This window comes from Mycobacterium sp. 20KCMC460, assembly GCF_022179425.1.
In the GTDB taxonomy this organism is placed as follows: Bacteria; Actinomycetota; Actinomycetes; order Mycobacteriales; family Mycobacteriaceae; genus Mycobacterium; species Mycobacterium kiyosense.
Map to the genome: position 1 here is coordinate 4,537,646 of NZ_AP025524.1, position 22,686 is coordinate 4,560,331.

Annotated in this window: 21 protein-coding genes, 1 tRNA gene and 1 pseudogene; 5 read left to right on the forward strand and 18 right to left on the reverse strand. The window is 67.4% G+C overall.

From position 1 onward, the window contains the following. Entirely contained in the window at positions 1–369 is a 369-nt protein-coding gene (locus MKCMC460_RS20905) for a hypothetical protein (protein WP_236976799.1), read from the reverse strand. 282 nt (positions 370–651) lie between these two features. On the opposite strand from MKCMC460_RS20905, the gene MKCMC460_RS20910 reads away from it, so the two are divergent. Next, entirely contained in the window at positions 652–2,013 is a 1,362-nt protein-coding gene (locus tag MKCMC460_RS20910; protein WP_238304758.1) for an HNH endonuclease signature motif containing protein, read from the forward strand. Positions 2,014–2,193: 180 nt separating this feature from the next. Here MKCMC460_RS20910 and MKCMC460_RS20915 read toward each other — a convergent pair whose 3' ends face one another. Genes MKCMC460_RS20915 through fabG form a run of 5 tightly spaced genes read right to left on the reverse strand, consistent with a single transcriptional unit; the run spans position 2,194 to position 7,243 of the window. Further along, positions 2,194–2,895 (reverse strand): GntR family transcriptional regulator, encoded by a 702-nt coding sequence (locus MKCMC460_RS20915; protein ID WP_238304759.1) that lies wholly within the window; start codon positions 2,893–2,895, stop codon positions 2,194–2,196. A gap of 4 nt (positions 2,896–2,899) precedes the next feature. Then, positions 2,900–4,093: an acyl-CoA dehydrogenase family protein gene (locus MKCMC460_RS20920; RefSeq protein WP_236976800.1), complete on the reverse strand. Its 1,194-nt coding sequence runs from the start codon at positions 4,091–4,093 to the stop codon at positions 2,900–2,902. After that, the gene (locus MKCMC460_RS20925) at positions 4,090–5,283 is read right to left on the reverse strand and encodes a CoA transferase (protein ID WP_236976801.1); all 1,194 of its coding nucleotides are present in this window, start codon (positions 5,281–5,283) and stop codon (positions 4,090–4,092) included. The genes MKCMC460_RS20920 and MKCMC460_RS20925 overlap by 4 nt, the downstream gene beginning before the upstream one ends. Further along, on the reverse strand, positions 5,280–6,506 hold the full coding sequence (locus tag MKCMC460_RS20930; protein ID WP_236976802.1) for an acetyl-CoA C-acetyltransferase: 1,227 nt from the start codon (positions 6,504–6,506) through the stop codon (positions 5,280–5,282). Before MKCMC460_RS20930 ends, MKCMC460_RS20925 begins: the two co-directional genes overlap by 4 nt. Then, positions 6,503–7,243, reverse strand: coding sequence for a 3-oxoacyl-ACP reductase FabG (fabG, locus tag MKCMC460_RS20935; RefSeq protein ID WP_236976804.1), 741 nt, complete (start codon positions 7,241–7,243; stop codon positions 6,503–6,505). The genes MKCMC460_RS20930 and fabG overlap by 4 nt, the downstream gene beginning before the upstream one ends. Positions 7,244–7,345: 102 nt before the next feature. On the opposite strand from fabG, the gene MKCMC460_RS20940 reads away from it, so the two are divergent. Both MKCMC460_RS20940 and MKCMC460_RS31870 read left to right on the forward strand, forming a co-directional pair. Next, a complete protein-coding gene (locus MKCMC460_RS20940) occupies positions 7,346–8,509 on the forward strand; it encodes an acyl-CoA dehydrogenase family protein (RefSeq protein ID WP_236976806.1) in 1,164 nt (387 codons plus the stop codon). Positions 8,510–8,612: 103 nt separating this feature from the next. Beyond that, positions 8,613–8,738, forward strand: a pseudogene (locus MKCMC460_RS31870) (response regulator transcription factor); the annotation flags it as partial. A 9-nt stretch (positions 8,739–8,747) separates the two neighbouring features. Here MKCMC460_RS31870 and MKCMC460_RS20945 read toward each other — a convergent pair. The 8 genes from MKCMC460_RS20945 to MKCMC460_RS20980 all read right to left on the reverse strand — a co-directional run bounded on the left by MKCMC460_RS20945 (position 8,748) and on the right by MKCMC460_RS20980 (position 18,686). Next, positions 8,748–9,812, reverse strand: coding sequence for a phosphotransferase family protein (locus MKCMC460_RS20945; RefSeq protein WP_236984290.1), 1,065 nt, complete (start codon positions 9,810–9,812; stop codon positions 8,748–8,750). Positions 9,813–9,976: 164 nt separating this feature from the next. Continuing rightward, complete coding sequence (locus tag MKCMC460_RS20950; RefSeq protein WP_236976808.1) at positions 9,977–11,713, reverse strand: ABC transporter ATP-binding protein; 1,737 nt, start codon at positions 11,711–11,713, stop codon at positions 9,977–9,979. Then, positions 11,710–14,292: an ABC transporter ATP-binding protein/permease gene (locus MKCMC460_RS20955; protein ID WP_238304760.1), complete on the reverse strand. Its 2,583-nt coding sequence runs from the start codon at positions 14,290–14,292 to the stop codon at positions 11,710–11,712. Before MKCMC460_RS20955 ends, MKCMC460_RS20950 begins: the two co-directional genes overlap by 4 nt. Next, positions 14,222–15,004 (reverse strand): TetR/AcrR family transcriptional regulator, encoded by a 783-nt coding sequence (locus MKCMC460_RS20960; protein WP_236976810.1) that lies wholly within the window; start codon positions 15,002–15,004, stop codon positions 14,222–14,224. The genes MKCMC460_RS20955 and MKCMC460_RS20960 overlap by 71 nt, the downstream gene beginning before the upstream one ends. Positions 15,005–15,088: 84 nt before the next feature. Beyond that, positions 15,089–15,709 (reverse strand): TIGR03085 family metal-binding protein, encoded by a 621-nt coding sequence (locus tag MKCMC460_RS20965; RefSeq protein ID WP_236976812.1) that lies wholly within the window; start codon positions 15,707–15,709, stop codon positions 15,089–15,091. A gap of 61 nt (positions 15,710–15,770) precedes the next feature. Continuing rightward, positions 15,771–16,991: an acyl-CoA desaturase gene (locus MKCMC460_RS20970; RefSeq protein ID WP_236976814.1), complete on the reverse strand. Its 1,221-nt coding sequence runs from the start codon at positions 16,989–16,991 to the stop codon at positions 15,771–15,773. Between the two features lie 10 nt (positions 16,992–17,001). Then, positions 17,002–18,132 (reverse strand): ferredoxin reductase, encoded by a 1,131-nt coding sequence (locus tag MKCMC460_RS20975; RefSeq protein ID WP_236976815.1) that lies wholly within the window; start codon positions 18,130–18,132, stop codon positions 17,002–17,004. 470 nt (positions 18,133–18,602) lie between these two features. Next, positions 18,603–18,686, reverse strand: a tRNA-Leu gene (locus tag MKCMC460_RS20980). A gap of 105 nt (positions 18,687–18,791) precedes the next feature. Between MKCMC460_RS20980 and MKCMC460_RS20985 the strand changes: the two genes are divergently transcribed. Together MKCMC460_RS20985 and MKCMC460_RS20990 are read left to right on the forward strand one after the other, a co-directional pair. Next, a complete protein-coding gene (locus tag MKCMC460_RS20985) occupies positions 18,792–19,175 on the forward strand; it encodes a hypothetical protein (protein ID WP_236976816.1) in 384 nt (127 codons plus the stop codon). Further along, positions 19,172–19,540: a DUF3817 domain-containing protein gene (locus MKCMC460_RS20990; protein WP_370652925.1), complete on the forward strand. Its 369-nt coding sequence runs from the start codon at positions 19,172–19,174 to the stop codon at positions 19,538–19,540. The genes MKCMC460_RS20985 and MKCMC460_RS20990 overlap by 4 nt, the downstream gene beginning before the upstream one ends. On the opposite strand, the gene rdgB is transcribed toward MKCMC460_RS20990, so the two are convergent. From rdgB to murI, 4 genes are all read right to left on the reverse strand, one after another. Further along, positions 19,518–20,144 carry an RdgB/HAM1 family non-canonical purine NTP pyrophosphatase gene (gene rdgB / locus MKCMC460_RS20995; protein WP_236984296.1) on the reverse strand — a complete coding sequence of 209 codons (627 nt, stop codon included), beginning with the start codon at positions 20,142–20,144 and terminating at the stop codon, positions 19,518–19,520. The genes MKCMC460_RS20990 and rdgB overlap by 23 nt on opposite strands. Then, entirely contained in the window at positions 20,141–20,920 is a 780-nt protein-coding gene (rph, locus tag MKCMC460_RS21000) for a ribonuclease PH (RefSeq protein ID WP_236976817.1), read from the reverse strand. The genes rdgB and rph overlap by 4 nt, the downstream gene beginning before the upstream one ends. Before the next feature lie 87 nt (positions 20,921–21,007). After that, positions 21,008–21,784 carry a cyclic nucleotide-degrading phosphodiesterase gene (locus tag MKCMC460_RS21005; RefSeq protein WP_238304761.1) on the reverse strand — a complete coding sequence of 259 codons (777 nt, stop codon included), beginning with the start codon at positions 21,782–21,784 and terminating at the stop codon, positions 21,008–21,010. 70 nt (positions 21,785–21,854) lie between these two features. Beyond that, complete coding sequence (murI, locus tag MKCMC460_RS21010) at positions 21,855–22,685, reverse strand: glutamate racemase (protein WP_236976818.1); 831 nt, start codon at positions 22,683–22,685, stop codon at positions 21,855–21,857. Position 22,686 lies beyond the last annotated feature (1 nt).

Genomic DNA, 22,686 nt, shown 5'->3' on the forward strand with positions numbered 1-22,686 from the left:
CTACGGAACCCGCGTCCACGGTTGGCAGTTCTGCGATTCGAAGGCCTTGACCGATGTGTTGATGTTGGCGAACATCGGCCCGACCGAGATATTCGTCTGCAGGACATGCTCTTTGTTCGCATCCGGCGTGCTGTAGGTGAACCAGGCGCACATCGAATCCTGGGTCGGCACATTGTTGATCCAGACGCCGAACGTCGACGCCGACCCGGCCGTACGGTAGAGCCCCGGGACGATGTCGGGTCCCACGACGAAGACACCGTTACCCGGGATGGGATCCAGCGGTTCGGCAACGGCGGGTGGCGCCAGTGGGATCGCCGACAGGCAGGCGAGCGCTGCGGCCGATGCGCGGGAAGCGAACGTGTGCGGCATTTGGTTCTTCCTCTCATGCCACCCCCAGGCACAGTATGCCGTTTCGCGCAAGTCACCACCACGGGCCGATCCGTTGTCTGACCATCACTTTTGGGCACCTCTGGAGGTCGTTGGCCGCTCCCGGACTCGATATTGCGGGCGATATCTGTTGTGCGGCTTGCTTTTTCGGTATCTCCGCCATTCGGCGGCGTGGGCTATCCACAGTTGAGGGTTGATCCACAGGCTTGCTTTTGGGCTGGCGACGGCCGGGGTGGTGTCGCCGCGGGGCGATTTCATTCGAACATGCTTGCGAACACGCGTGCGGAGATCGTCGAGGTCCTCGACGCGTGTGATGCGGCCGTCGAGCGGTTGTGTGAGTTGCGGTTTGAGGTGCTGAGCACCCCGGAGCGGATGGCGATCCTGGAGCGCTTGGAGACGGTGGCGCGGCGGCTGCCGGTGCCGCAGCATCAGCTGCTCAACCAGTTGGGCACCGCCACCAAAGAGGAGCTGGGCGACACCCTGCGCAATACGCTGGCCGACCGGCTGCGCATCACCCGCGCCCAGGCCAGCCGGCGCATCGCCGACGCCGCCGACCTCGGTCCCCGGATGTCGCTGACGGGGGAGCCGCTGCCCCCGAAGCTGGCCGCCACCGCCGCCGCCCAACGCCGCGGCCGCATCGGCAGTGAGCACGTGGCGGAAATCCGCAAATTCTTCACACACCTGCCCGCCGACATCGACGCCGGCACCCGCGAACACGCCGAAGCCGACCTGGCCGACCAAGCCGCCACCACCCGGCCCGACGAGGTCGCCGACTACGCCACCGCACTACTGACCTACCTGCACCCCGACGGGGAATTCTCCGACGACGAACGCGCGAAAAAGCGCGGCCTGAGTCTGGGCAAACAAGACCCCGACGGCATGTCCAAACTCACCGGCTGGATCACCCCCGCGCTGCGCGCCGCCCTGCAAGCCGCCTGGGCCAAGCTGGCCGCCCCCGGCATCGCCAACCCCGACGACCACCTGCCCCACATCGACGAGGGCGAGCCCGACCCCGAGGCGGTCCGCCGCGACACCCGCACCACGGCTCAGCGTCAGCACGATGGGCTGCAGGCCGGGCTGCTGGCGCTGCTGGCCTGCGGCAAACTCGGCCACCATAACGGGTTGCCGGTCACCCTGATCGTCACCACCACCCTGACCGAATTGGAAGCCGGCACCGGCAAAGCCCGCACCGGCGGCGGCAGTCTAGTGCCGATGTCCGATGTGATCCGCTGGTCGGGCGCCGCGCACCCCTACCTCGCCCTGTTCGACGGCGCCACACCGCTGGCCCTCTACCACACCAAGCGGCTGGCCAACCGCGCCCAACGCCTGATCCTGTATGCCCGCGACCGCGGCTGCACCCGCCCCGGCTGCACCACCCCGGCCTACCACTGCCAGGTCCATCACCTCACCGCCTGGCAAACCTGCCACAGCACCCACATCACCAACCTCGCCCTGGCCTGCGGCATCCACAACCGCCTCGCCGACAAAGGCTGGACCACCCACACCACCAGCCGCGGCCTCACCCAATGGCTACCCCCCACCCACCTCGACCACGGCCAACCCCGCATCAACACCTTCCACCACCCCGAACGCCGCTACCCACCCGACGACGACGCCGATCCCTAGGGGCGCAACGACTTCGGCGTACCCGCGGAGCGCGAACGTGCTCCGTGATCGGTGACGCCTCGGCCGCCTGCTGGGTGAAGCAGCCATTGTGGCGCACGGCGCGCCGGGACGTACGACGGGAACTCGAGCGCATGATGGAGCAGCGGCTGTTCAACCGCCGACGTCAGGCATCCGCCGCGGCTACTGCGGCGGCGCCGCAGCATCCGACGCCGGTTGCGCAACCACTCCCCGCTCGATGAGATGCTCGATCAGCGGAATAGCGCTGGCGGCAAGGTGTTCCGACATCGCCCGACGAGCCGACTCCTCGTTGCGCTCAGCCAGCGCGGCGAGCACCCGACGGTGGTCCTTGACGGCCTGGTCGGGCCAGTGCTCGATCATCGGGAACACCGATTCGGGCGCGTACCGGGTGATCTGAGACATCACCTGAGCCAACTTCGGCGAATCCGCGGCGATGTTGATCGCCCGGTGAAACTCGTGGTTGAGCCGGATGGTGCGCTCGTCATCGTGGTCTGCATAGGCCTCCTCCAGCTGCGCCTGAATCTCTTTCAGTTCCCGCAGCTGGGCATCGGTGATGTGCGAGGCGGCCCGAGCCGCCAGCTCGCCACCCACGTGGGCCTGCACATTGGCGACATCGGCGAGGTCGCGCCGGGTCAAGGGCAGCACCTGGAAACCACGTCGGGGCTGTTGCGCGACAAGGCCTTCGGCGCGCAACGCGAACAACGCCTCACGCACCGGCGTGACGCTGACGCCCAGTTCTGCGGCTAACTGGTCCAACCGCACGTACTGACCGGCGGCGTAGGTGCCCTCGAAGATCCGCTTTCGGACAAAGGCCGCGACGTCCTCGGAAAGCTGAGGACGCGCACCGAAATCCGGAACCGTCATCGCCTCACATCCGATACTCGTCGAGCAGGCGTTTGCTGATGATCTGCTTCTGGATTTCGCTGGTTCCCTCGCCGATCAGCAGGAACGGCGCGTCACGCATCAGCCGCTCGATCTCGTACTCCTTGGAGTAACCGTAACCGCCGTGGATCCGGAAGCTCTGCTGCGTCACCTCCGAGCAGAATTCGCTGGCAAGGTATTTCGCCATTCCCGCCGCCACGTCGTTGCGCTCGCCGGAGTCCTTGAGCCGCGCCGCGTTGACCATCATCAGGTGCGCGGCTTCGACTTTGGTGGCCATCTCGGCCAGCTGGAACGCGATGGCCTGGTGCTCGGCGATCGGCTTACCGAACGTCTGGCGCTGCTGGGCATAGCGCACCGCCAACTCGAAGGCGCGGATACCGACGCCGCAGGCCCGCGCCGAAACGTTGACACGACCGACTTCGATGCCGTCCATCATCTGGAAGAAACCCTGCCCCGGCTTGCCGCCGAGAATGTCATCGGCGCTGGCACCGTAGCCGTCGAAGATGAGTTCGGTGGTGTCGATGCCTTTGTAGCCGAGCTTGTCGATCTTGCCGGGAATGATCAGGCCGGGCACGACTTCACCGAAGCCGACCGGCTTTTCGACCAGGAAGGCGGTCAGGTTGCGGTGCGGCTTGTCGGCGCCCTCGTCGGTGCGTACCAATACGGCGACCAGCGTGGAGCTGCCGCCGTTGGTCAGCCACATCTTCTGGCCGTCGATCGTGTAGGTGCCGTCCGCATTGCGGGTCGCGCGGGTCCGGATCGCGGCCACGTCGGAACCCAGCTCCGGCTCCGACATCGAGAAGGCGCCACGGGTTTCGCCGACCGCCATCCGCGGCAGGAAGCGCTGCTTCTGTTCCTCAGTGCCGTGCTGGCGCAACATGTAGGCCACGATGAAGTGGGTGTTGAGCACGCCGGACACGCTCATCCAGCCGCGCGCCAGCTCTTCCACGCACAACGCATAGGTCAGCAGCGACTCCCCCAGACCGCCGTACTCCTCGGGGATCATCAACCCGAACAGGCCCATCTCGCGCAAGCCGTCCACGATCGCCTGCGGGTAGGTGTCGCTGCGCTCGAGTTCGGGCGCGTTCGGAATAATCTCCTTATCGACGAACTGCCTTACCGTGGTGACGATCTCGGTCTGGATCTCGGTCAGGCCGAGGGTCTGGGCGAGTCTTGTCATTGCGTCCCTATCGTTTTCGCGGCCACCAGGCGCGCGATCTCCGCCGCGGTCAGACCCAGTTCGGAGAGCAGGTCGGCGGTGTCGGCCCCCAGCCCCGGCGCGGCGATGCTGGCCGGATGTTCACCGTCGAACGCCACCGGCAGGGCGGGAGCCAAATACTCCCCCACACCCGGCTGTTGCAACCGGGAAAACAGCGGATTCGCAGTCACTTTCGGGTCGGCGGCCACTTCGGCGAAGGTACGGTACCGCTCGAAGAGCACGGTGCTGCCCGAGAGCCCGGCCTCGATCTCTTCGGCGGTGTGGTCGGCGAACCAGGTGCCGAAAAGCCCGGAGAGTACGTCGCGGTAGCGGTATCGGTCACCCTCCGTGCCGAAGTCCGCACCCAGCGCGTCGGCCAGTGCGGCCATCGCCGCCCCGGTGCCGGTCACCTCGACCAGATCGCGAAAGTGCCTGCGCGTCAACAGCACCACCATGAACCTGGCTCCGTCGCGGCTGACGAAGTCCTGACCGTACTGGCCGAAAATGGAATTGCCGACCCGCGGTCGCTGGGTTCCGAGTATCTGCGGTTCGGTGAGCAGCCCGAGGTTGCCCGCGGTGGCCAGCGCAACGTCTTCCAGCGCCAGGGTGATTCGCGCACCCGATCCGGACTGGTCGCGGCGGTGCACCGCGGCGACCACGGCGAGTGCAGCGTACAGACCACAGCTGACGTCCCACGCCGGCAGCACGTGGTTGATCGGACCTGCGTAGTCAGCCGGACCGGTGACCAACGGGAATCCAATGGCCGCGTTCACGGTGTAGTCCACCCCGGTGGATCCGTCACCGCGCCCCAGCAATTGGAGGTGGATGACGTCGGATCGCTTGGCCGCCAATGCTTCATGGCTCAGCCAGGACAGCCCGGCCGAGTTGGTGACGACGATTCCGTCGCCTTCCACGATCAGCCGCTGCACCAGATCCTGTCCCTCGGGTGAGCGCAGATCGATGGTGGCCGAACGCTTTCCCTTGTTCAGTCCGGTCCAGTAGATCGAGGTGCCGTCCTCGGCCAGCGGCCACCGTTGGGTATCGGAGGCACCGCCGATCGGATCGACGCGGATCACCTGCGCACCGAGTTGACTCAGCGTCATGCCGCACAGCGGCGCGGCGACGAAGCTGGACACCTCGACGATGCGCACACCGGTCAGTGGCAGCGTCACAGCGCCCCGACCCGCTCGAAGATGGCAGCCAACCCCTGACCGCCGCCGATGCACATGGTCTCCAGGCCGTAGCGCGCCTGGCGCCGGTAGAGTTCACGCGCCAGAGTGGCCAGCATCCGGCCGCCGGTCGCCCCGACCGGGTGGCCCAGCGAGATGCCGGAGCCCAGCACATTGGTCCGGTCATGGTCGGCGGCGCCGAAGTTCCACTCCCGCATCACCGCGAGCGCCTGGGCGGCGAACGCCTCATTGAGCTCGATGAGGTCGATGTCGCTCAGCTTCAGGCCGGCCTTGGCCAGCGCGGCTTCGGTAGCGGGCACCGGCCCGATTCCCATGACGTTCGGCGCCACCCCGGCTTGCGCCCAGGACACCAACCGCACCAATGGCGTCAACCCGAGTTGGGCGGCCTTCTCCGGTGTGGTCACCACGCACATGGCGGCCGCGTCGTTCTGGCCACTGGCATTGCCGGCGGTCACCGTCGCATCCGGATCGTCTTTGCCGAGAACGGGTTTGAGCCTGCTCAACGACTCCACCGAGGTGTCGGCGCGGGGATGCTCGTCGGTGTCGATCCGCTCGTCGCCCGAGCGGGTGCGGACCGTGACCGGGATGATCTCTTCGGCTAGCAGGCCGTCCTTCTGCGCGGCCACCGCACGCTGGTGTGAGCGCACCGCGAGCTCGTCCTGTTCCTGCCGGGAGATGCCGTACTGCCGGCGCAGGTTCTCGGCGGTCTCCAGCATGCCGCCGGGCACCGGGTAGTTGCGGCCGCCGGCGGTGCTGCGGCCGCGGGCCAGGGCGTCGTGGATGCGCACCCCGGATCGCGCTCCGCCCCAACGCATATCGGTGGAATAGAACGTGACGTTGCTCATGCTCTCGCAGCCACCGGCAATCACCAGGTCGTCGTTGCCGGTGCTCACCTGCAGGCATGCCTGGATCACCGCCTGCAACCCCGAGCCGCAGCGACGGTCGACCTGCATGCCAGGCACCGTCACTGGCAGCCCGGCATCCAGCGCCACCACCCGACCGATGGCCGGGGCCTCGGCGCTGGGATAGCAGTGCCCCAGGATGACATCCCGGACCGCCTCGGGAGCGATGCCGGTGCGGTCGAGCAGACCCTGCAGGGCAGCGACGCCCAGCTCAACGGCGGACAGCGACTTGAACATTCCGCCGTAGCGGCCGATCGGAGTGCGGACCGGTTCGCAGATCACGGCCTCGTGCCGAGCGGTCACAGGTGTCGGCCCCCGGTGATCTCCATCACGGTCCCGGTCATGTAGGACGAGAGGTCAGAGGCCAGGAACAGGGCGACACTGGCCACTTCGCTGGGTTCACCGGCGCGGCCCATCGGCACCTCGGCGACCTTGGAGTCCCAAATCCGCTGCGGCATCGCTTCGGTCATCGCTGAACGAATCAGACCGGGCTGGATCGCGTTGACCCGAATACCCAGGTAGGCAAGCTCTTTGGCGGCGGCCTTGGTCATGCCGACGATGCCGGCCTTGGCCGCGGAGTAGTTGGTCTGCCCGATCATGCCGACCTTGCCCGAGATCGAGGACATGTTGATGATGACGCCGCGCTTCGTCTCGCGCATAACTGCGGCGGCCAACCGCGTGCCGTTCCAGGTGCCCTTCAGGTGCACTGCGATCACCTGGTCGAACTGTTCTTCGGTCATCTTGCGCATGGTCGCGTCGCGGGTGATGCCGGCGTTGTTGACCATGATGTCCAGCGCGCCGAAACGGTCGATCGCGGTCTGGATCAGGTTCTGCACCTCGTCCGCTTTCGTGACGTCGCAGCGGACCGCGACGGCCACCTGCTCGCCGCCCAGTTTCTCGGCCGCGGCCTGCGTCGCTTCGAGGTTGACATCACCGAGCACCACTCGCGCACCCTCGGCGATGAACCGCTCGGCAATGGCGAAACCAAGGCCTTGCGCACCCCCGGTGACCACCGCGGTCTGACCCTCCAGCAACGACATCTCGCTCCCTTTCCTGGCCCGAACCGGGCACTTCGGTCGTAAATCATATTTCATATATGATATTGGTTCACCCTATCAAGCCGGTCGAAGGAGCACCGAACGATGTCCGTTGCCGAGGTCTCCGACGAGGACTTCCGCGAGATCCTGGCGCAGACGCGCCATTTCGTGCGCACCGCGGTGATACCGCGCGAGCAGCAGATCCTCGACGACGATCAGGTGCCCGACGACCTGCGCGACCAGGCCAAGAAGATGGGCCTGTTCGGCTACGCGATCCCCCAGGAGTGGGGCGGGCTGGGCTTGAACCTGATCCAGGACGTCGAATTGGCCATGGAGTTGGGCTACACCTCGCTGGCGCTGCGGTCGATGTTCGGCACCAACAACGGCATCGCCGGGCAGGTGCTCGTCGGCTTCGGCACCGACGAACAGAAGGCGCGCTGGCTGGAGTCCATCGCATCAGGTGAAACCGTCGCCTCCTTCGCCCTCACCGAACCCGGCGCTGGCTCCAACCCGGCCGGCCTGAAGACCAAAGCCGTTCGCGATCAACAGGATTGGGTGATCGACGGCCAGAAGTGCTTCATCACCAACGCACCCGTCGCGAACCTGTTCATCGTCTTCGCCCGCACCCGGCCCGCCGACGAACGGGGGCCGGGCATCGCCGTCTTCCTGGTCCCGGCCGATACTCCCGGCGTCCAGGTCGGTGTCAAGGACGCCAAGATGGGCCAGGAGGGCGCCTGGACGGCCGACGTCACCTTCACCAATGTCCGGGTCGACGACAGCGCGTTGATCGGCGGCGCCGAGGACATCGGTTACCGGGCGGCCATGACCTCGCTGGCGCGCGGCCGCGTGCACATCGCCGCGCTGGCGGTCGGCGCGGCACAGCGTGCGCTGGACGAATCCGTGGCCTACGCCGCGACCGCGACACAGGGCGGCACGCCCATCGGGAAGTTCCAGTTGGTGCAGGCGATGCTGGCCGACCAGCAGACCGGGGTGCTCGCCGGGCGTGCGCTGGTCCGCGATACCGCACGCGCGTGGGTCGCAAACGAGGACCGGCGCATCGCGCCGTCGGCGGCCAAACTGTTCTGCACCGAGATGGCCGGCAAGGTCGCCGATCTGGCGGTGCAAGTGCACGGCGGCAGTGGCTACATGCGCGGCGTACCGGTGGAACGGATCTATCGCGACGTGCGGTTGCTGCGACTCTACGAGGGCACCAGCGAGATTCAGCGGTTGATCATCGGCGGCAACCTGGTCAAGGGAGCCCAGCGCTAAGCGGCAAGCTGGCACTTTCGCAGCAAGGCCGCGTTGACTCTGCGCCCAGGGCTTCGAAACGCGAGTGCGATGCGCCCTCAGCGCAGGATCGACCGCGCTGGGCAAGGACATCGGCGCCCGGCTGTTCATCTCGCCGCGCACCGTGCAAACGCATCTAACCCACGTCTACAGCAAGCTTGGGCTCACTTCGCGCATGCAACTGGTTCACGAAGCGGGGCGCCACAATTGACTGTCCGGCTCAGCCGATCAATTCCAGCGTGCCCAGATCGCGAACCGCCTGGCAGCCGCGAGCGAGCATGGTCAGCACCATGTCGTCGCCGCGCTCGGTGGAGCTGGCGAAGGCGAACCCGAACGCCGAGATCAGCAAGGCCTGCGGCACCCCGAGCCGGTAGTCCCGCCAACAGGTTTCACGGTCGTAGCCGCTCACCCCGTAATCACACAACGCCCGGTGATACTGCTCGACCAGCGATTCCTCGATGGCCGGCCGCAGTTGCGAATCCAGGCTGGTCGCGGTGAAGTAGGCGAGGTCGCGCGCCGGCAGCCCGACACCGAGCGTCTGCCAGTCCACTACGCTCACCCGGGTCCGTTGCGGGTCGAACAGCAGATTGTCCAGCCGGTAGTCGCCGTGCAGCAGCGCGAACCGGTCGTATTCGGACATCAGCCACGGCGCCACCAAACTCATTGTCGTGGAGAAGGTCTCGCGATCGGCTGCGGTCATCCGGTCGCCGAGTTTCTGCAGCGTGATATCCACGCTCATTTTCGCGACCTCGCCCATGCCCTTGGCGCCCTCGGCGTCCGGGCGCGCAAAAGCGATGCCCTGGAAGTCCAGCCAGACCGGATCACACCAGCTGGGTGCGTGCAGCCCGGCCAGCGCGGTGACCGCCAGCCGCGCCTCCTGCTCGCCGCAGCCGGCGAGTTGATCGCCCTGAACCGCGGGCGCCTGGTCGGCCAGCAACAAAGCGAAATTCGCTGCGTCCTCGCTGATTTCGCTGTAGAAGCAGTCCGGTGTCGGCACCTGTACCCGGTCGGCCACCGAGGCGTAGAACGCACACTCGCTGCGGTAGCCGAAGACCACCCGGTCGCGCACCGCGTCGTCCTGGGCCGGCAACTTGATCACGAACGTGGTGGGCAGCTCACCCTGATCCGAACCGTAACCGGCCGTCACCCGGTAGGTGGCGCCGGTCTGCCCGGTGCCGATCGGTTCGACGCGGGTCTCGCTCACCTCGACCGGGGTGCCGCGTTGGCTGAGCACCCGCGACAGCCATTCGGCGGTCACGTCGGTGGGATACCGGGGAATCGACATCAGGGCACTCACAACACGCCTCCCGCTACAGCCAGCTGAACTCCCCGACTGTAAGCCATACGGAAAGAGTTACGGCAGTCGTCCCCTCGCGAGGCTGACGGCACAGTGACAAATCCTGCCGAGGTTCGCAGCAGGGTCACCACGGCGGAACCGAAGCCAGCCGCCTACTCCGCGGCGATCCGCCATTCGGCCGCCTCGTGCTGCTGGCGCCAGAACTCGCTGAACCGGCCGCCCGCGGCCAGCAACTCGTCGACCGGCCCGTCCTCGACGACCCGTCCGTTCTCGACGAACAGGACCCGGTCGGCGTGCCGGATGCTGGCCAACCGGTGCGCCACGATCACCCTGGTGTGCGACTCCGGTTCGGCGGTCAGCGCTTCGACCACCGCGACCTCGTTCTCGTTGTCCAGGGCGCTGGTTGCCTCGTCGACCAGCAGGATCGGCGACCCTTTGAGCAGGGCACGGGCGATGCTCACCCGCTGGCGCTCGCCGCCGGACAGCGCCGAGCCCGCCTCGCCGACGACCGCGTCGACCCCGTCCGGCAGCCTGCCGGTCAGTTCGTCGACCCGGGCCAGCCGGATCGCCCGGGTGAACCGGTCTTCGTCGGCTCCCGGATCGCCGGCCAGCACGTTCTCCCGAATGGTCCCGTGAAACAGGTACGGATGCTGGAACACCACGCTGCTCGCGGCGCGACGGGCATCGGCGGTCAGTGCGGCGGCGTCGACACCGTCGATCAGGACGCGGCCGCGGGTCGGCTGATGCAGTCCGGCGATCAGCGCCAGCACCGTGCTCTTGCCGGATCCCGACGGACCGACGATCGCGGTCGCAGTACCCGGCTCCAGCGCGAAGCTGACACCGTCCAGCACCGGATGGCTGCCCCCGTCGTAACCGAAAGTGACACCGTCGAACTCGATGCGTGGCGCGGATTGGGAAGGCAGCGATTCGGCGCCGGCCGCAACCCTCGGCGCGGTCAGCACCGACCGGATGCGGTCGAGGGTGGCGCGGGTGCTCTCCAGAGCCGGCGCCAGTTCGCTGACGGTAGTGAAGGGCTCCAGGTAGCGGGCGATCACCACGATCAGCGCAATGGCCTCCGGCACGGTGAGCGTGCCGCCGACCGTCAAGGCCGTGGTGGCGCCGGCGAGCAGGATCAGCGCCACCTGGCTGGCGATGCTGAACAGCAACTGTCCCGGAATCTGCATACCCAGCAGCCGGATCGTCGCACTGTGCTGCCTGCTCAACGCGTCGCCGACCATGCTGCGGGCCGGCTCGACACGGCGCGCGGCACGCAACGCCTGCTGGGTACGGGCGAATTCGATGATCCGCTCGGTCAGCGCGCTGTTGGCCGCACCGGCCGCGGCGTCGGCTTTGCGCGACAGCCGCACCGACGCCCACAGCGCGGCCAGCATCAGCGGCACCCCGGCCAGCGCGGCCGCACCGAGTTGCCAGGAGATCGGCAACAGCACCAGGGCGATGACCGCGGGCAGCAGCACCGCGCTGATCAGTGGCGTCAGCAGGTTGACCACCAGGCCGACCAGTTCGGGACCGGTCGAGGCGATGGCTTGCCGTGTGGTCGCGGTGTTTTCGGCGGTGAACCAGTCCAGCCGGACATCGGGGAGCCGGTCGGCCACGTCGTGCTGGGTGTGGTCCAATACGGCGAAGCCCAAGTCGAATCCGAGGCGCGCGGTGGTGGTGTCGATCAACCAGCCGAGCACGGTCGCCGCGGTCAGCCAGCCCAGCCACACCAGCGCCTGCCGCGGGGTGTCGCCGAACAACGCGGCAACCAACGGGACCAGTAGCACGGTGCCGACCGCCCGAACGACCACCGAGACGAAAGTCAGTGTCGCATAAGCGATCACCTTGCTCCGGCGCTCGGCCGGTACCAGGCTGAGCCAGGCGCGGATCATCGGGCACCCTCCTGACCGGCGCTGACAGCCGCCCGGGGCCGGCCGGTATCCCAGAGGCGGCGGTAGCGGCCATCGGCGGCCAGCAACTCGTCGTGGGTGCCGCGCTCGACGATGCGTCCGTGGTCGAGCACGACGATCTGGTCCGCACCGGTGACGGTGTGCAGCCGGTGCGCGATCACCAACACGGTTCGGTCCTGAGTCAGCCGGTTGAGCGCTTGCTGCACAAGGTATTCCGATTCCGGGTCGGCGTAGGCGGTGGCTTCGTCGAGAATCAGCACCGGGGTGTCGGCCAGGATCGCGCGGGCGATCGTCAGGCGTTGGCGTTCCCCACCGGACAGCGCGGCCGCGGCGCCCAGCACGGTGTCATAGCCCTGCGGCAGCCGCAGGATGCGGTCGTGGATCTGCGCCTGCGTGGCCGCGGACTGAATCTGCTCACGGGTGGCGTCGGGCACGGCCAGCGCGATGTTCTCGGCGACGGTGCCGTGCACCAGCTGGGTCTCCTGCAGCACGAATCCGACGCGGGTGTAGAGTTCGTCGGCGGTCAACGACCGAATGTCTTGTCCGCCAACCCGGATGGACCCGGCCTGGATGTCGTGGAACCTGGCCAGCAGCGCGGCCAGCGTGGACTTTCCGGAACCGGACGGACCGACCAGGGCGGTCACGGTGCCGGGCCGCAACTGCAGCGACACGTCGCGGATCACCGGCACGTCCGGGCGGTAGCCGAAGCTGACGGCGTCGAACACCACACCCGCGGCGGAGTGGGAAACCGGCAGCTCTTCGACGGTGAGCTCCGGTTCGGCGAGCGCGATCTGCAGGCGCCGTGCGGCCAGCATGCCGCCCCTGATGCCGCCGAGCCCGTAGCCGATGCCGAGCAGCCGGGCCCCGAAGGTGGTGCCCAGCAACAAGAACGGCAGCAGATCGACCGGATTCATCCGGTGGGTGACCACCAGCAGCGTGCCGGTGGTCGCGATCAGCCACAGGAACGTCGCGGGACGGGTGGCCAGATCCATCAGCGTCTTCTTGCCGGTGAACGGCCGCTGCCAGGCGACGAGGAAGCCGACGTACTGGTCGAGCAGCCGCCGGAAGTTCGAGGCGGCGGCGCCCCCGAACACCCGGATCACCGGCTGGCCTTCCAGGTAGGCGCCGGCTTCGGTGTTCATCCGCTCCGCCCACCGCTGGGCCTGCGCGATGCGTGGCCCGGACTGGACCATCATCACCGACATCGTCACCAGGTAGACCAGCACGGGCACGAACAGCACCAGCCCCACTCGCCAGTCGACGACGAACAGATACAGCAGCACCGCCACCGGGGCCACCACGGCGTTGACCGCGTCCGGGATGGCGTGGGTGACCAGATAGTGCAGGGACAGCGTGTCGTCGCTCACCAACTGCTTGATCGCCCCCGACCCGCGGGCGGTGAACCAGCCCAGCGGCAGCCGGGACAGCTTGGCGAGCAGCCGGGAACGCAGGTCGGTGGCGAACCGCGCGTCGACCACGTGCAGCCACAGCGTCAGCGCCGAACCGAGCAGCACGCCCAATCCCAACAGCGACACCGCCCACAGCCCGAGATTCCACAACCGGGACTCCTCAGCGCCGGCGGCCAGCAACCGGGCAAGCTCGACCAGCAGCACGAACGGCGCCAACTGCACCAGCGTGACGATGGCCTGCAGCACCCCGGAGACGATCAGCGCCGAGCGCAACGGCGCCAGCAACTGGCCGGCGGCCTGCGCGCGCCAGCTGCCCCGGGTGGCCGGCACGGCTGGCGCCTCGACGGATTCCGGTTGCGCCGCAACAACTTCCGGTTCAGCCGCGGGCGCCTCAGCGGGCTCGTCGCCGCGCCGGGTACCCATCTCCTTGCCGGCGCTCCAATACGCCTGCGCGTGAATCTCGGACTTGGGGAACCCGAACTCGTCGCGTAGCCGTTTGCGGACGTGCTTGAGCGCGTTGGCTTCCGGGGTCGCCCAGCAGTACCAGTTCGACCAGTCGCGACTCTCGATCGCGTTGGCCAGTGCCTTCTCGTCCCGTCGGGGCACCCAGTGCACCCGCACCCGGGGATGCGGCGTGATCGGGATCAGCGGGTCGTTGTCGTGGTGCTGTTCGAGGTACGTCTCGATCGGGATGTCATCCGGGACGGTTTCGATGATCCCGTTGATCCCGGGAATGGACGCCGAGTCACCGATCAGCAGGTATCCGGCCGGCTGTTCCTCGGGCACGTCGAAGCGCGTGGAGCCCATCAGCACCATCACCGCGATGCTGGCGCCGGGTGCGACGTTGCGGGCCCAGGTCGATGCGGGTCCGGCCGGCTCGTGCAGCACCACGTCGACGGCGAACCGACCGGTGGCCGGGTCGGCTTCGGAAAGGGTGTAGCCGCGCTGGAATTCGGTCTTGGATCCTTTCGGATCCGGGAACCAGAACCGCAACCACGCCGCCGGCTCGGGCTCGACCTCGTCGAACAGCGTCGTCGACTCCATCCGGACCCGCACCATATGCGGTGCGATCAGCTGGGTTTCAAGCACCGTCGCCATATGGTCGCGCGCGCCGTAGCCCCTCATCACCACGCCGGAAAATCCGCGTGCCATCAACGGTCCTCTCCCGCGGCGGTGTGGCCGCCACGACTTCGGTGATCGGACGCCCGGGCGGGATCTCCCCGACCAGCCCCTTGATCGACGCGGCCAGCAACAGCCGCACGTACTCCGCACTCGCCAACTCCGGGAGCACACCGTGTGCGGCGCCCAGCCGCGGGTGCCCGGCCAGCCGCTGCGCCACGGCGTCGCGTTCCGCCGCGAACCTGTCGGCCTGGTCGCCACCGGTAGTGCTGGTGTTGCTTTCTTCGCGGGCGGCCAGGCTGATCGCCAGGGTGGCGACGGCGCTGCTCAACACGATCGCCGCCTCTTCGGCGTAGCCGCGCCGACTCAGCGCATCGACCTCGGTGACCAGCAACCGCACCCCGGCGTCGCCGCGTGGGAACAGCACCTGCAGATAGGACGCCAGACCGGGATGCTCGACGGTGTAGTGCCACAGCTGCAGCCCGAAGGACAGCAGGTGGCCTTCGATGCCGTCGTCGGGGTCGTCGCGCAGTTCGAGCTCGGCGAGCAGACTCTCGCCGACCAGTCGCTCCAACTCCCAGCGACTCTCCACGTGCCGGTACAGCGCGGTCGCCGAGACCCCGAGTCGTGCGGCGACCGCGTTGACGCTCAGCCGCCGCAGACCCAACTCGCGACCGACGCGGACCACGTCGTCCACCGCGATCAGCGCTGGACGGCCGCCTACCCGCGACGTCACGGTGCTCATATCCAGGCCCACCCCGAGCTAGTAAGTTACCCCCACAAACTAAGGGTTGCCTTACTGCAGGTCAACTCCGGGTGCTCTGCGGCACTACAGGCCCTTGGGCGCATCCTTGACGGCTTGCACCGCGGACTCGTCGCCCTCGAAGTCCACCCGGGCGGTCCGGCCGACGGCGAACAGCAGCAATTCCTCGGGATTGCCAGTGACGGTAACGGCCGGGCCGTGGCCGGCGATCAGGATCGTCTTGCCGTCGTTGGTGCGCAGGGCCACCCGGCCCGGCACCTTCGACAGGGTCAGCCGGCCCATCAGCGGCACGGTTTTGCGCAGCCGCTCGACGAGCTTCGGCTCCAGTTCGCGCGGCTCCCAGCCGGGCTGGGCGCGGCGGACGTCCTCGTTGTGGATGAACATCTCGGCGACGTTGGCCACCGCGTCGAGCAGTTTGAACGGCGAGTAGGCGGGCGGGCCGGAGGCGACCTTGTCCACCAGCGTCTCCCAGTCCGTCTCCTGAGCGACCTTGTTCTGCAGCTTATCGGTGTGGCCGGCGAAGTACGGGATGAGGATGCCCGGCGCGGCGTCCGGGCGGTACTCCCTGATCACCAGGTGGGCCGCCAGATCTCGGGTGTCCCAGCCCTCGCAGAGGGTGGGGGCGTCGGGGCCGGCGCTGCGCATGGTCTCTACCAGAGCGGCACGCTCGCGTCGTGCGACGGACAATTCCGCCCTCCCTTCATTCGTCGGGGCGTTCGGAGGATCGTATCCCGGCCCGCCGGGCGGCTCACGCCGCCCGCAGCTCCCGCAGTGCGGTGCGCAGACCGCGCCGCTTTCCGGTCTCCGGGTCGACGAAGCTGTCCCGGACGCCCTTGCGGATCGCGAACTTGCGTTCCGAGCGGGTCTCCGGCGCGTCGTCGGAGGAGGCCTTGAGGTACTTGTCCGGCAACGCCAGCTTCAGGATCGTCCAGAACGACTGGAAGTACTGTCGCCCAAGCGATCCCGTGGTGTAGGGCAGGTCGTACTTGTCGCACAGTTCGCGCACCCGCACTGCGATCTCCGCGTACCGGTTGCTGGGCAGGTCCGGGAACAGGTGATGCTCGATCTGGTAGCACAGGTTCCCGCTGACGAACGCCATGATCGGTCCGGCGTTGAAGTTCGCCGATCCGAGCATCTGCCGCAGGTACCACTCGCCCTTGGTCTCGTTCTCGAACTCCTCGACGGTGAATTTCTCGGCGCCGTCCGGGAAGTGGCCGCAGAAGATCACCATGTACGCCCAGTAGTTGCGAATCAGGTTGGCCGTCATATTGGCCTTGATGGTGTGCTTCCAGTTGCGTCCGGTCAGCGCCGGGAAGACCACGTAGTCCTTGCCGGCCTGCTTGGCGACCTTCTTGCCGATGATGCGCAGATCCTTGCGGGCCTCGGCCCAGGTCTTCTCCTTCTTGCGCAGCTTCTTGGACTCGATGTGGTGCAGCGCCACCCCCCATTCGAACAGGGTGCCCAGCAGCATGTTGTAGATCGGGTTGCCGAGATAGTAAGGCTCCCAAGGCTCGTCGCGGGTGACGCGCATGATGCCGTACCCGACATCGGCGTCCAGGTCCACGACGTTGGTGTACTTGTGGTGCACGAAATTGTGCGAGTGCTTCCACTGCACGCTCGGGCAGGTGGTATCCCACTCCCATTCGGTGGAGTGGATCTCTGGGTCGTTCATCCAGTCCCATTGCCCGTGGGTGATGTTGTGGCCCAGTTCCATGTTCTCGATGATCTTGGCCATCGCGAGCATTCCCGTGCCGGCCAGCCACGCGTAGCGGTTCCGGCTGGCGAACAACGCAGCTCGGCCGCCGGCGGCCAGCGCCCGCTGCAACTGGATGGAGCGCCGGATGTAGCGTGCGTCGCGTTCGCCGCGGGACTCCTCGATGTCGGCGCGGATCGCGTCCAATTCTTGAGCGAGTTGCTCGATGTCCTCGGTGGTGAGGTGGGCGTATTCCTTGATGTCGGTGATAGCCATGTAATTTCTCCTAGATCTTGAGCGTGCAGTCGCCGGAGGCGGTGGAGATGCAGGTCTGGATGCGGTCACCTTCGCGGTGCTCGATTCCCGACCGGATGTCGCGCACGTGACCCGCCTCCAACGGGAGCACACAGGATTGGCAGATACCCATCCGGCAGCCGAACGGCATCTGGATTCCGGCTTCTTCACCGGCTTCCAAAAGCGTTGTGGCACCGTCGATCTCCAGCGTCTTGTCGGAGATCGCGAAGGTTACGGTGCCGCCTTCACCGCCCTTGTCGGTGGCGGCGATGGTGAACCGCTCCATATGTAGCTGATCGTCGAGATCTGCTTCTTTCCAGCATTTCTCGGCCTCGTCCAGCAACGCCGGCGGCCCGCACACCCACGCCGGACGTTCCTGCCAGTCGGCCACGATGTCATTGAGGTCCCCGAACTCCAAATGTCCCTGACTCTCGGTGAGCTGCAGGTGCAGCCGGTAGCCCTCTTGCTTCTTCTCCAATTCCCGCAATTCGTCACAGAAGATGACGTCGTCGATGGTCGGTGCGGAATGGATGTGCACCACGTCGGCTTGTTGTCCGCGGGAATTCAGGGTGCGCAACATCGCCATCACCGGGGTGATACCGCTGCCGGCGGTGATGAACAGGATCTTCTCCGGCGGCGGATCGGGCAGCGCGAAATCGCCTTTCGGACTTGCCAATCGCACGATGGTTCCCGGTTTCACACCTTTGACCAGGTGCGTCGACAGAAAGCCTTCGGGGGTGGCCTTGACGGTGATGGTGATGTTCTTGTTGTCGCGCTTGGGAACTGACGTCAGCGAGTAGGAGCGCCAGTGCCAGCGCCCGTCCACCCGCAGCCCGATGCCGACGTACTGTCCCGGGTCGTACTTGCCGGAGAAACCCCAGCCAGGTTTGATCGTGACCGTCGCCGAATCGGAGGTTTCCGATTTGACGTCCACGACGCGCCCGCGCAGCTCCCGCGCCGACCAGAGCGGATTGAGCAGCTTGAGATAGTCGTCGGGAAGCAACGGGGTGGTGGCCCGGGCGGCCAGGCCCCGGGGAATGTTGACCCAGGGTTTCGATGCCGTCTCGACGCCTTTGGCGGGAGCCGAGCTCCACCGGGTGAGGCTGCGAAGAGTCGAACTCATAGTTCTTCTTCCAATGTTGGATCGGGCTCGGATCGGGTACGCCGCGCGAGAGGCTTGAATGCGCGGTCCCTAACGGCTTCCCAGGCCTCCGGTTCGCTAAACACTTGTTCGCCCAAACTCGGGCACCAGCCTCGCGGCCGGCCCCCGATACCACCCGGGTCAGCTCGGCACCCTGCGGCGATAGCCGAATACGAGAACAGCCAGCGGGCACGTGTTCAGTCAGGAGGGTCGGTGCACACCCGGGACCGCCGAGTGCGGGCTCAGCGCCAACGCTCGAACAGGCGGCGAGGCTTGCGTCCCTGCTGCCCCAGCTCGGCGCAACAGGGTCCGTAGAAGTTGCCTTGCGGCGTCCGCCGCGACTGCCATAACGGCACATTTCGTTCGCAGAAAAAGCAGGTGACCGACCAGACGCTCCAACTGCCCATGCGCTCACCCTACGGCTTCAAAGCGCCAGCGCCGATGCTCACCGGTGCGGGCGGTGGGACTCGAACCCACACGCTCTCTCGAGCACCGGCACCTAAAGCCGGCATGTATGCCAATTTCATCACGCCCGCGCGCTCAGCGATCCTACCGCCGCACGCGGCGGATCCGTCGGCCGCGCGCGACTCGGTGGGTTCGTCCGGCACCAGCCATGACCGCCACCGCGGTACCGTCATGGGGTGTCCAAGCAGGCCAACACCCGGCACCACCGGCTCGCGGCGATCGCCTTGGTGATCGCCGCGGCATGCGGCTGCCTGGCACTGGGCTGGTGGCAGTGGACGCGGTTCCAGTCCGTGTCGGGCAGCTACCAGAACCTCGGATACGCGCTGCAGTGGCCGATGTTCGCCGCGTTCTGCGTCTACGCCTACCGGAAATTCGTCCGATACGAGCAAGCACCGCCGCAGCCCAGCGGCACCGTCACCGAGATACCGGCCGGGCTGTTACCGGAGCGGCCGCAACCCGCAGCAGAACAGACCGATGACCCGGCTCTGCGCGAGTACAACGCTTACCTGGCCGAGCTCGCCCAGCACGACGCCGAGAAACAGAACAGGACCACCGCATGAGTACATCCGAGACACCCCCCGAAGCGACGGGCGTCGAGCGCGGCGCCTCGGTATTCCCCGTCGAGAAGATCCGCACCGCGTTGCTCGCGTACCGGGTGATGGCGTGGGTGACGGGTATCTGGCTGATCGCGCTGTGCGGGGAGATCGTCTCGCACCTGGTCTTCCACCGCGAGATCCGCTGGATCGAGGTGGTGCACGGCTGGGTCTACTTCATCTACATGCTGGCCGCATTCAATCTGGCGATCAAAGTCCGCTGGCCGATCGGCAAGACCGTCGGTGTGCTGCTGGCCGGCACCATCCCGCTGCTGGGCATCCTGGTCGAGCAGCGACAGACCCGCGCCGTCAAAGCGCAGTTCCCCGTCTAGCCGTCGACAGCGCCCGCAGGGCCGGCAGCAGCAGCTGCAGCGCCCGCCCGCGGTGCGAGACCGTGTCCTTCTCGGCCGGACTGAGCTCGGCCGCGGTCCGGCCGCCGGCGTCATCGGGAAGAAATACCGGGTCGTAGCCGAAGCCGCCGTCGCCGCGCGGCTCCCGGCCGATGGCGCCGGTCCACTCCCCGCGCACCACCACCTCGTCCGTGGGAGAGACCAGCGCGCACGCCGAGACGAACGCGGCGCCGCGGCGCCCGTCGGGCACGTCGCGAAGTTGCGCCAGCAGCAGAGCCGTGTTGGCCGCATCGTCGCCGTGCCGGCCCGACCAGCGTGCCGACAACACCCCGGGCATCCCGTTCAACGCGGCCACTTCCAACCCGGAATCGTCGGCGACGCTCGGCAACCCGGTCGCGGCGAATGCGTCGCGCGCCTTGGCCAACGCGTTGTCCTCGAACGTCGCGCCGGTCTCGGGGGCCTCGTCGAACGGCTCGACGTCGTCCAAGGACACCAACGTCATCCCGGACAACCCCGCAGCGTCCAACACCCGCTGCAACTCGGCCAGCTTCTTGCGGTTACGGCTGGCCACGAGTAACCGGCTCAGCTTCCGAACGCCTTCGGTTGCGGCTTGCGCTCGGGCAGCTCACCCGGGTAGGGCAGCGCCAGCGCCTCGCGCTGGGCGGCGAACAGCTTGTCGCAACCCGCCAGCGCCACGTCGAGCAACTTGTCCAAAGTCGACCGCGGAAACGTCGCACCTTCGCCGGTGCCCTGCACCTCGACCAGCGTCCCGGTGTCGGTCGCGACGACGTTCATGTCGACCTCGGCGCGCGAGTCCTCCTCGTAGGGCAGGTCGGCGCGGACCCGACCGTCGACCACCCCGACACTGATCGCGGCGATGGCGCACGACAACGGTCGGGGATCGGACAGCTTGCCCAGTGCGGACAGGTAGGTCACCGCGTCGGCCAGCGCCACGTACGCGCCGGTGATGGCGGCGGTCCGGGTGCCGCCATCCGCCTGCAACACATCGCAGTCGACGGCGATGGTGTTCTCCCCCAGCGCCCCGAGATCGATACACGCCCGCAACGAGCGACCGACCAACCGGCTGATCTCCTGGGTGCGGCCACTGGGCCGGCCCTTCACCGACTCACGGTCCGACCGGGTGTGGGTGGCCGACGGCAGCATCGCGTACTCGGCGGTCAGCCAACCCAGGCCCGATCCCTTACGCCAACGGGGCACGCCTTCGGTGACGCTGGCGGTGCACAGTACCTTGGTGCGGCCGAATTCGATCAACACCGAACCCGCTGGATTCTCGGTGAAACCCCGGGTGATGACCACTGGACGTAGCTCGTCGTCGAGGCGGCCGTCTTCTCGTTTTGACACGACGCCTACCCTATCGGTCGCACCGCGAGCGCATCGGCGGCGCGGGATTTCGGCACGATGTTGGCAGCCGGTCACATCCGCGGCGGACTAGGAGTTGCGGACCTCGAACGTCTCACCGGGCACCACTGCGTGCACCGGACCCTCGAACTCGGCCTTGGCCTCGCTGATCACGTCCTCCCGCGACGTCCACGGCGGAATGTGGGTCAGCAGCAACTCGCGCACTCCCGCCTGAGCCGCGGCCCGGCCGGCCTCGGTGCCGGAAAGATGCAGCGCCGGCGGATGTTTCGGCGAATGCGTCCAGGACGCCTCGCACAGGAAGGCGTCGGCGCCGCGGGCGAGCTCGACCAATTGTTCGCACGCGCCGGTGTCGCCGCTGTACACCAGCGACGCCCCGGTGGGGTCGGTGAAGCGCAGACCGAACGACTCGGTGGGATGCGCGACCACCCGGGGCACAATGGTCAGCGCGCCGATCGTCACCGCTTCGCCGTCAACCCAGTGGCGAACGTCGAAAATGTCCGAGCAGTCATCGATTTCGCCACCGTAGGGCGACGACGCCGCCCCCATCCGGGACCAGGTGTCGCTGGGCCCGTAGAGCAACGCCTTGCCACTGGGCCGCGACGTCGGGTGGTACCGGCGCCAGACGAACAGTCCCGGCAGATCCAGACAGTGATCGGCATGTAGATGCGACAGCAGCACGTGCACCGAGCCCGGGTCGGCGTGGCGCTGCAACGCTCCGAGCACGCCCCCGCCGAAATCGATGACAAGCGGCGGCGTGTCCGGCGCCCGAAGCAGGTAACCCGACGCGGGCGAGTCCGGGCCCACGACGCTACCGGAGCATCCGAGCACGGTTAGTCGCACGGACACCACTGTGCCATGCCCGCTACCACGATGGGGAAAACATCGCCGCATTTTGAGGTCGGAATCATCGGCATTCCTAGTGGACACGTGTATGACGAACGGGTTCGACGCCCGTCACGGCGGGACCCAGGAACCGGGCCGCCAGCCGGGTGAACGCCTCCGGGTCGCCGGTGGCCTCGAACACCCGTGACGGCGGGGCTGCGCCGTCGGATTCGACCGGGTGGGGCCGCAGCAGTTCCCGTTCGGTGAGAACGCGCAGCACCTGCTTGGCCGTCTCCTCGGCACTGGAGACGAGTGTGACCTCGTCCCCCATCACCAGTTGGATCAACCCGGACAACAGCGGGTAGTGCGTGCAGCCCAGCACCAGCGTGTCCACTTCGGCGCGTTGCAGCGGCTCCAGGTAACCCTCGGCCAGGCCGAGTACCTGACGACCGCTGGTGACGCCCCGCTCGACGAAGTCGACGAACCGCGGGCAGGCCACCGCGGTGATCTCGGTGTCGCGGGCCGCAGCGAACGCATCCTGGTAGGCGTGTGAGGTGATGGTGGCCCGGGTGCCGATCACCCCGATCCGCCCATTGCGGGTGGCGGCCACCGCGCGGCGCACCGCCGGCAGGATCACCTCGACGACGGGCACGTCGTAACGTTCCCGCGCATCCCGCAGGCAGGCGGCCGAGGCCGAGTTGCAGGCGATCACCAGGACCTTCACCCCGCGGCCGACCAGGTCGTCACCGATGGCCAGCGCGTGGGCACGGATCTGCGGGATGGTCAGCGGACCATACGGACCATTGCCGGTGTCGCCGACGTAGATGATCTCCTCATCCGGCAACTGGTCGATGATCGCCCGCGCGACCGTCAAGCCGCCCACGCCGGAGTCGAATATCCCGACCGGCGACAGCGGCGTACTCATG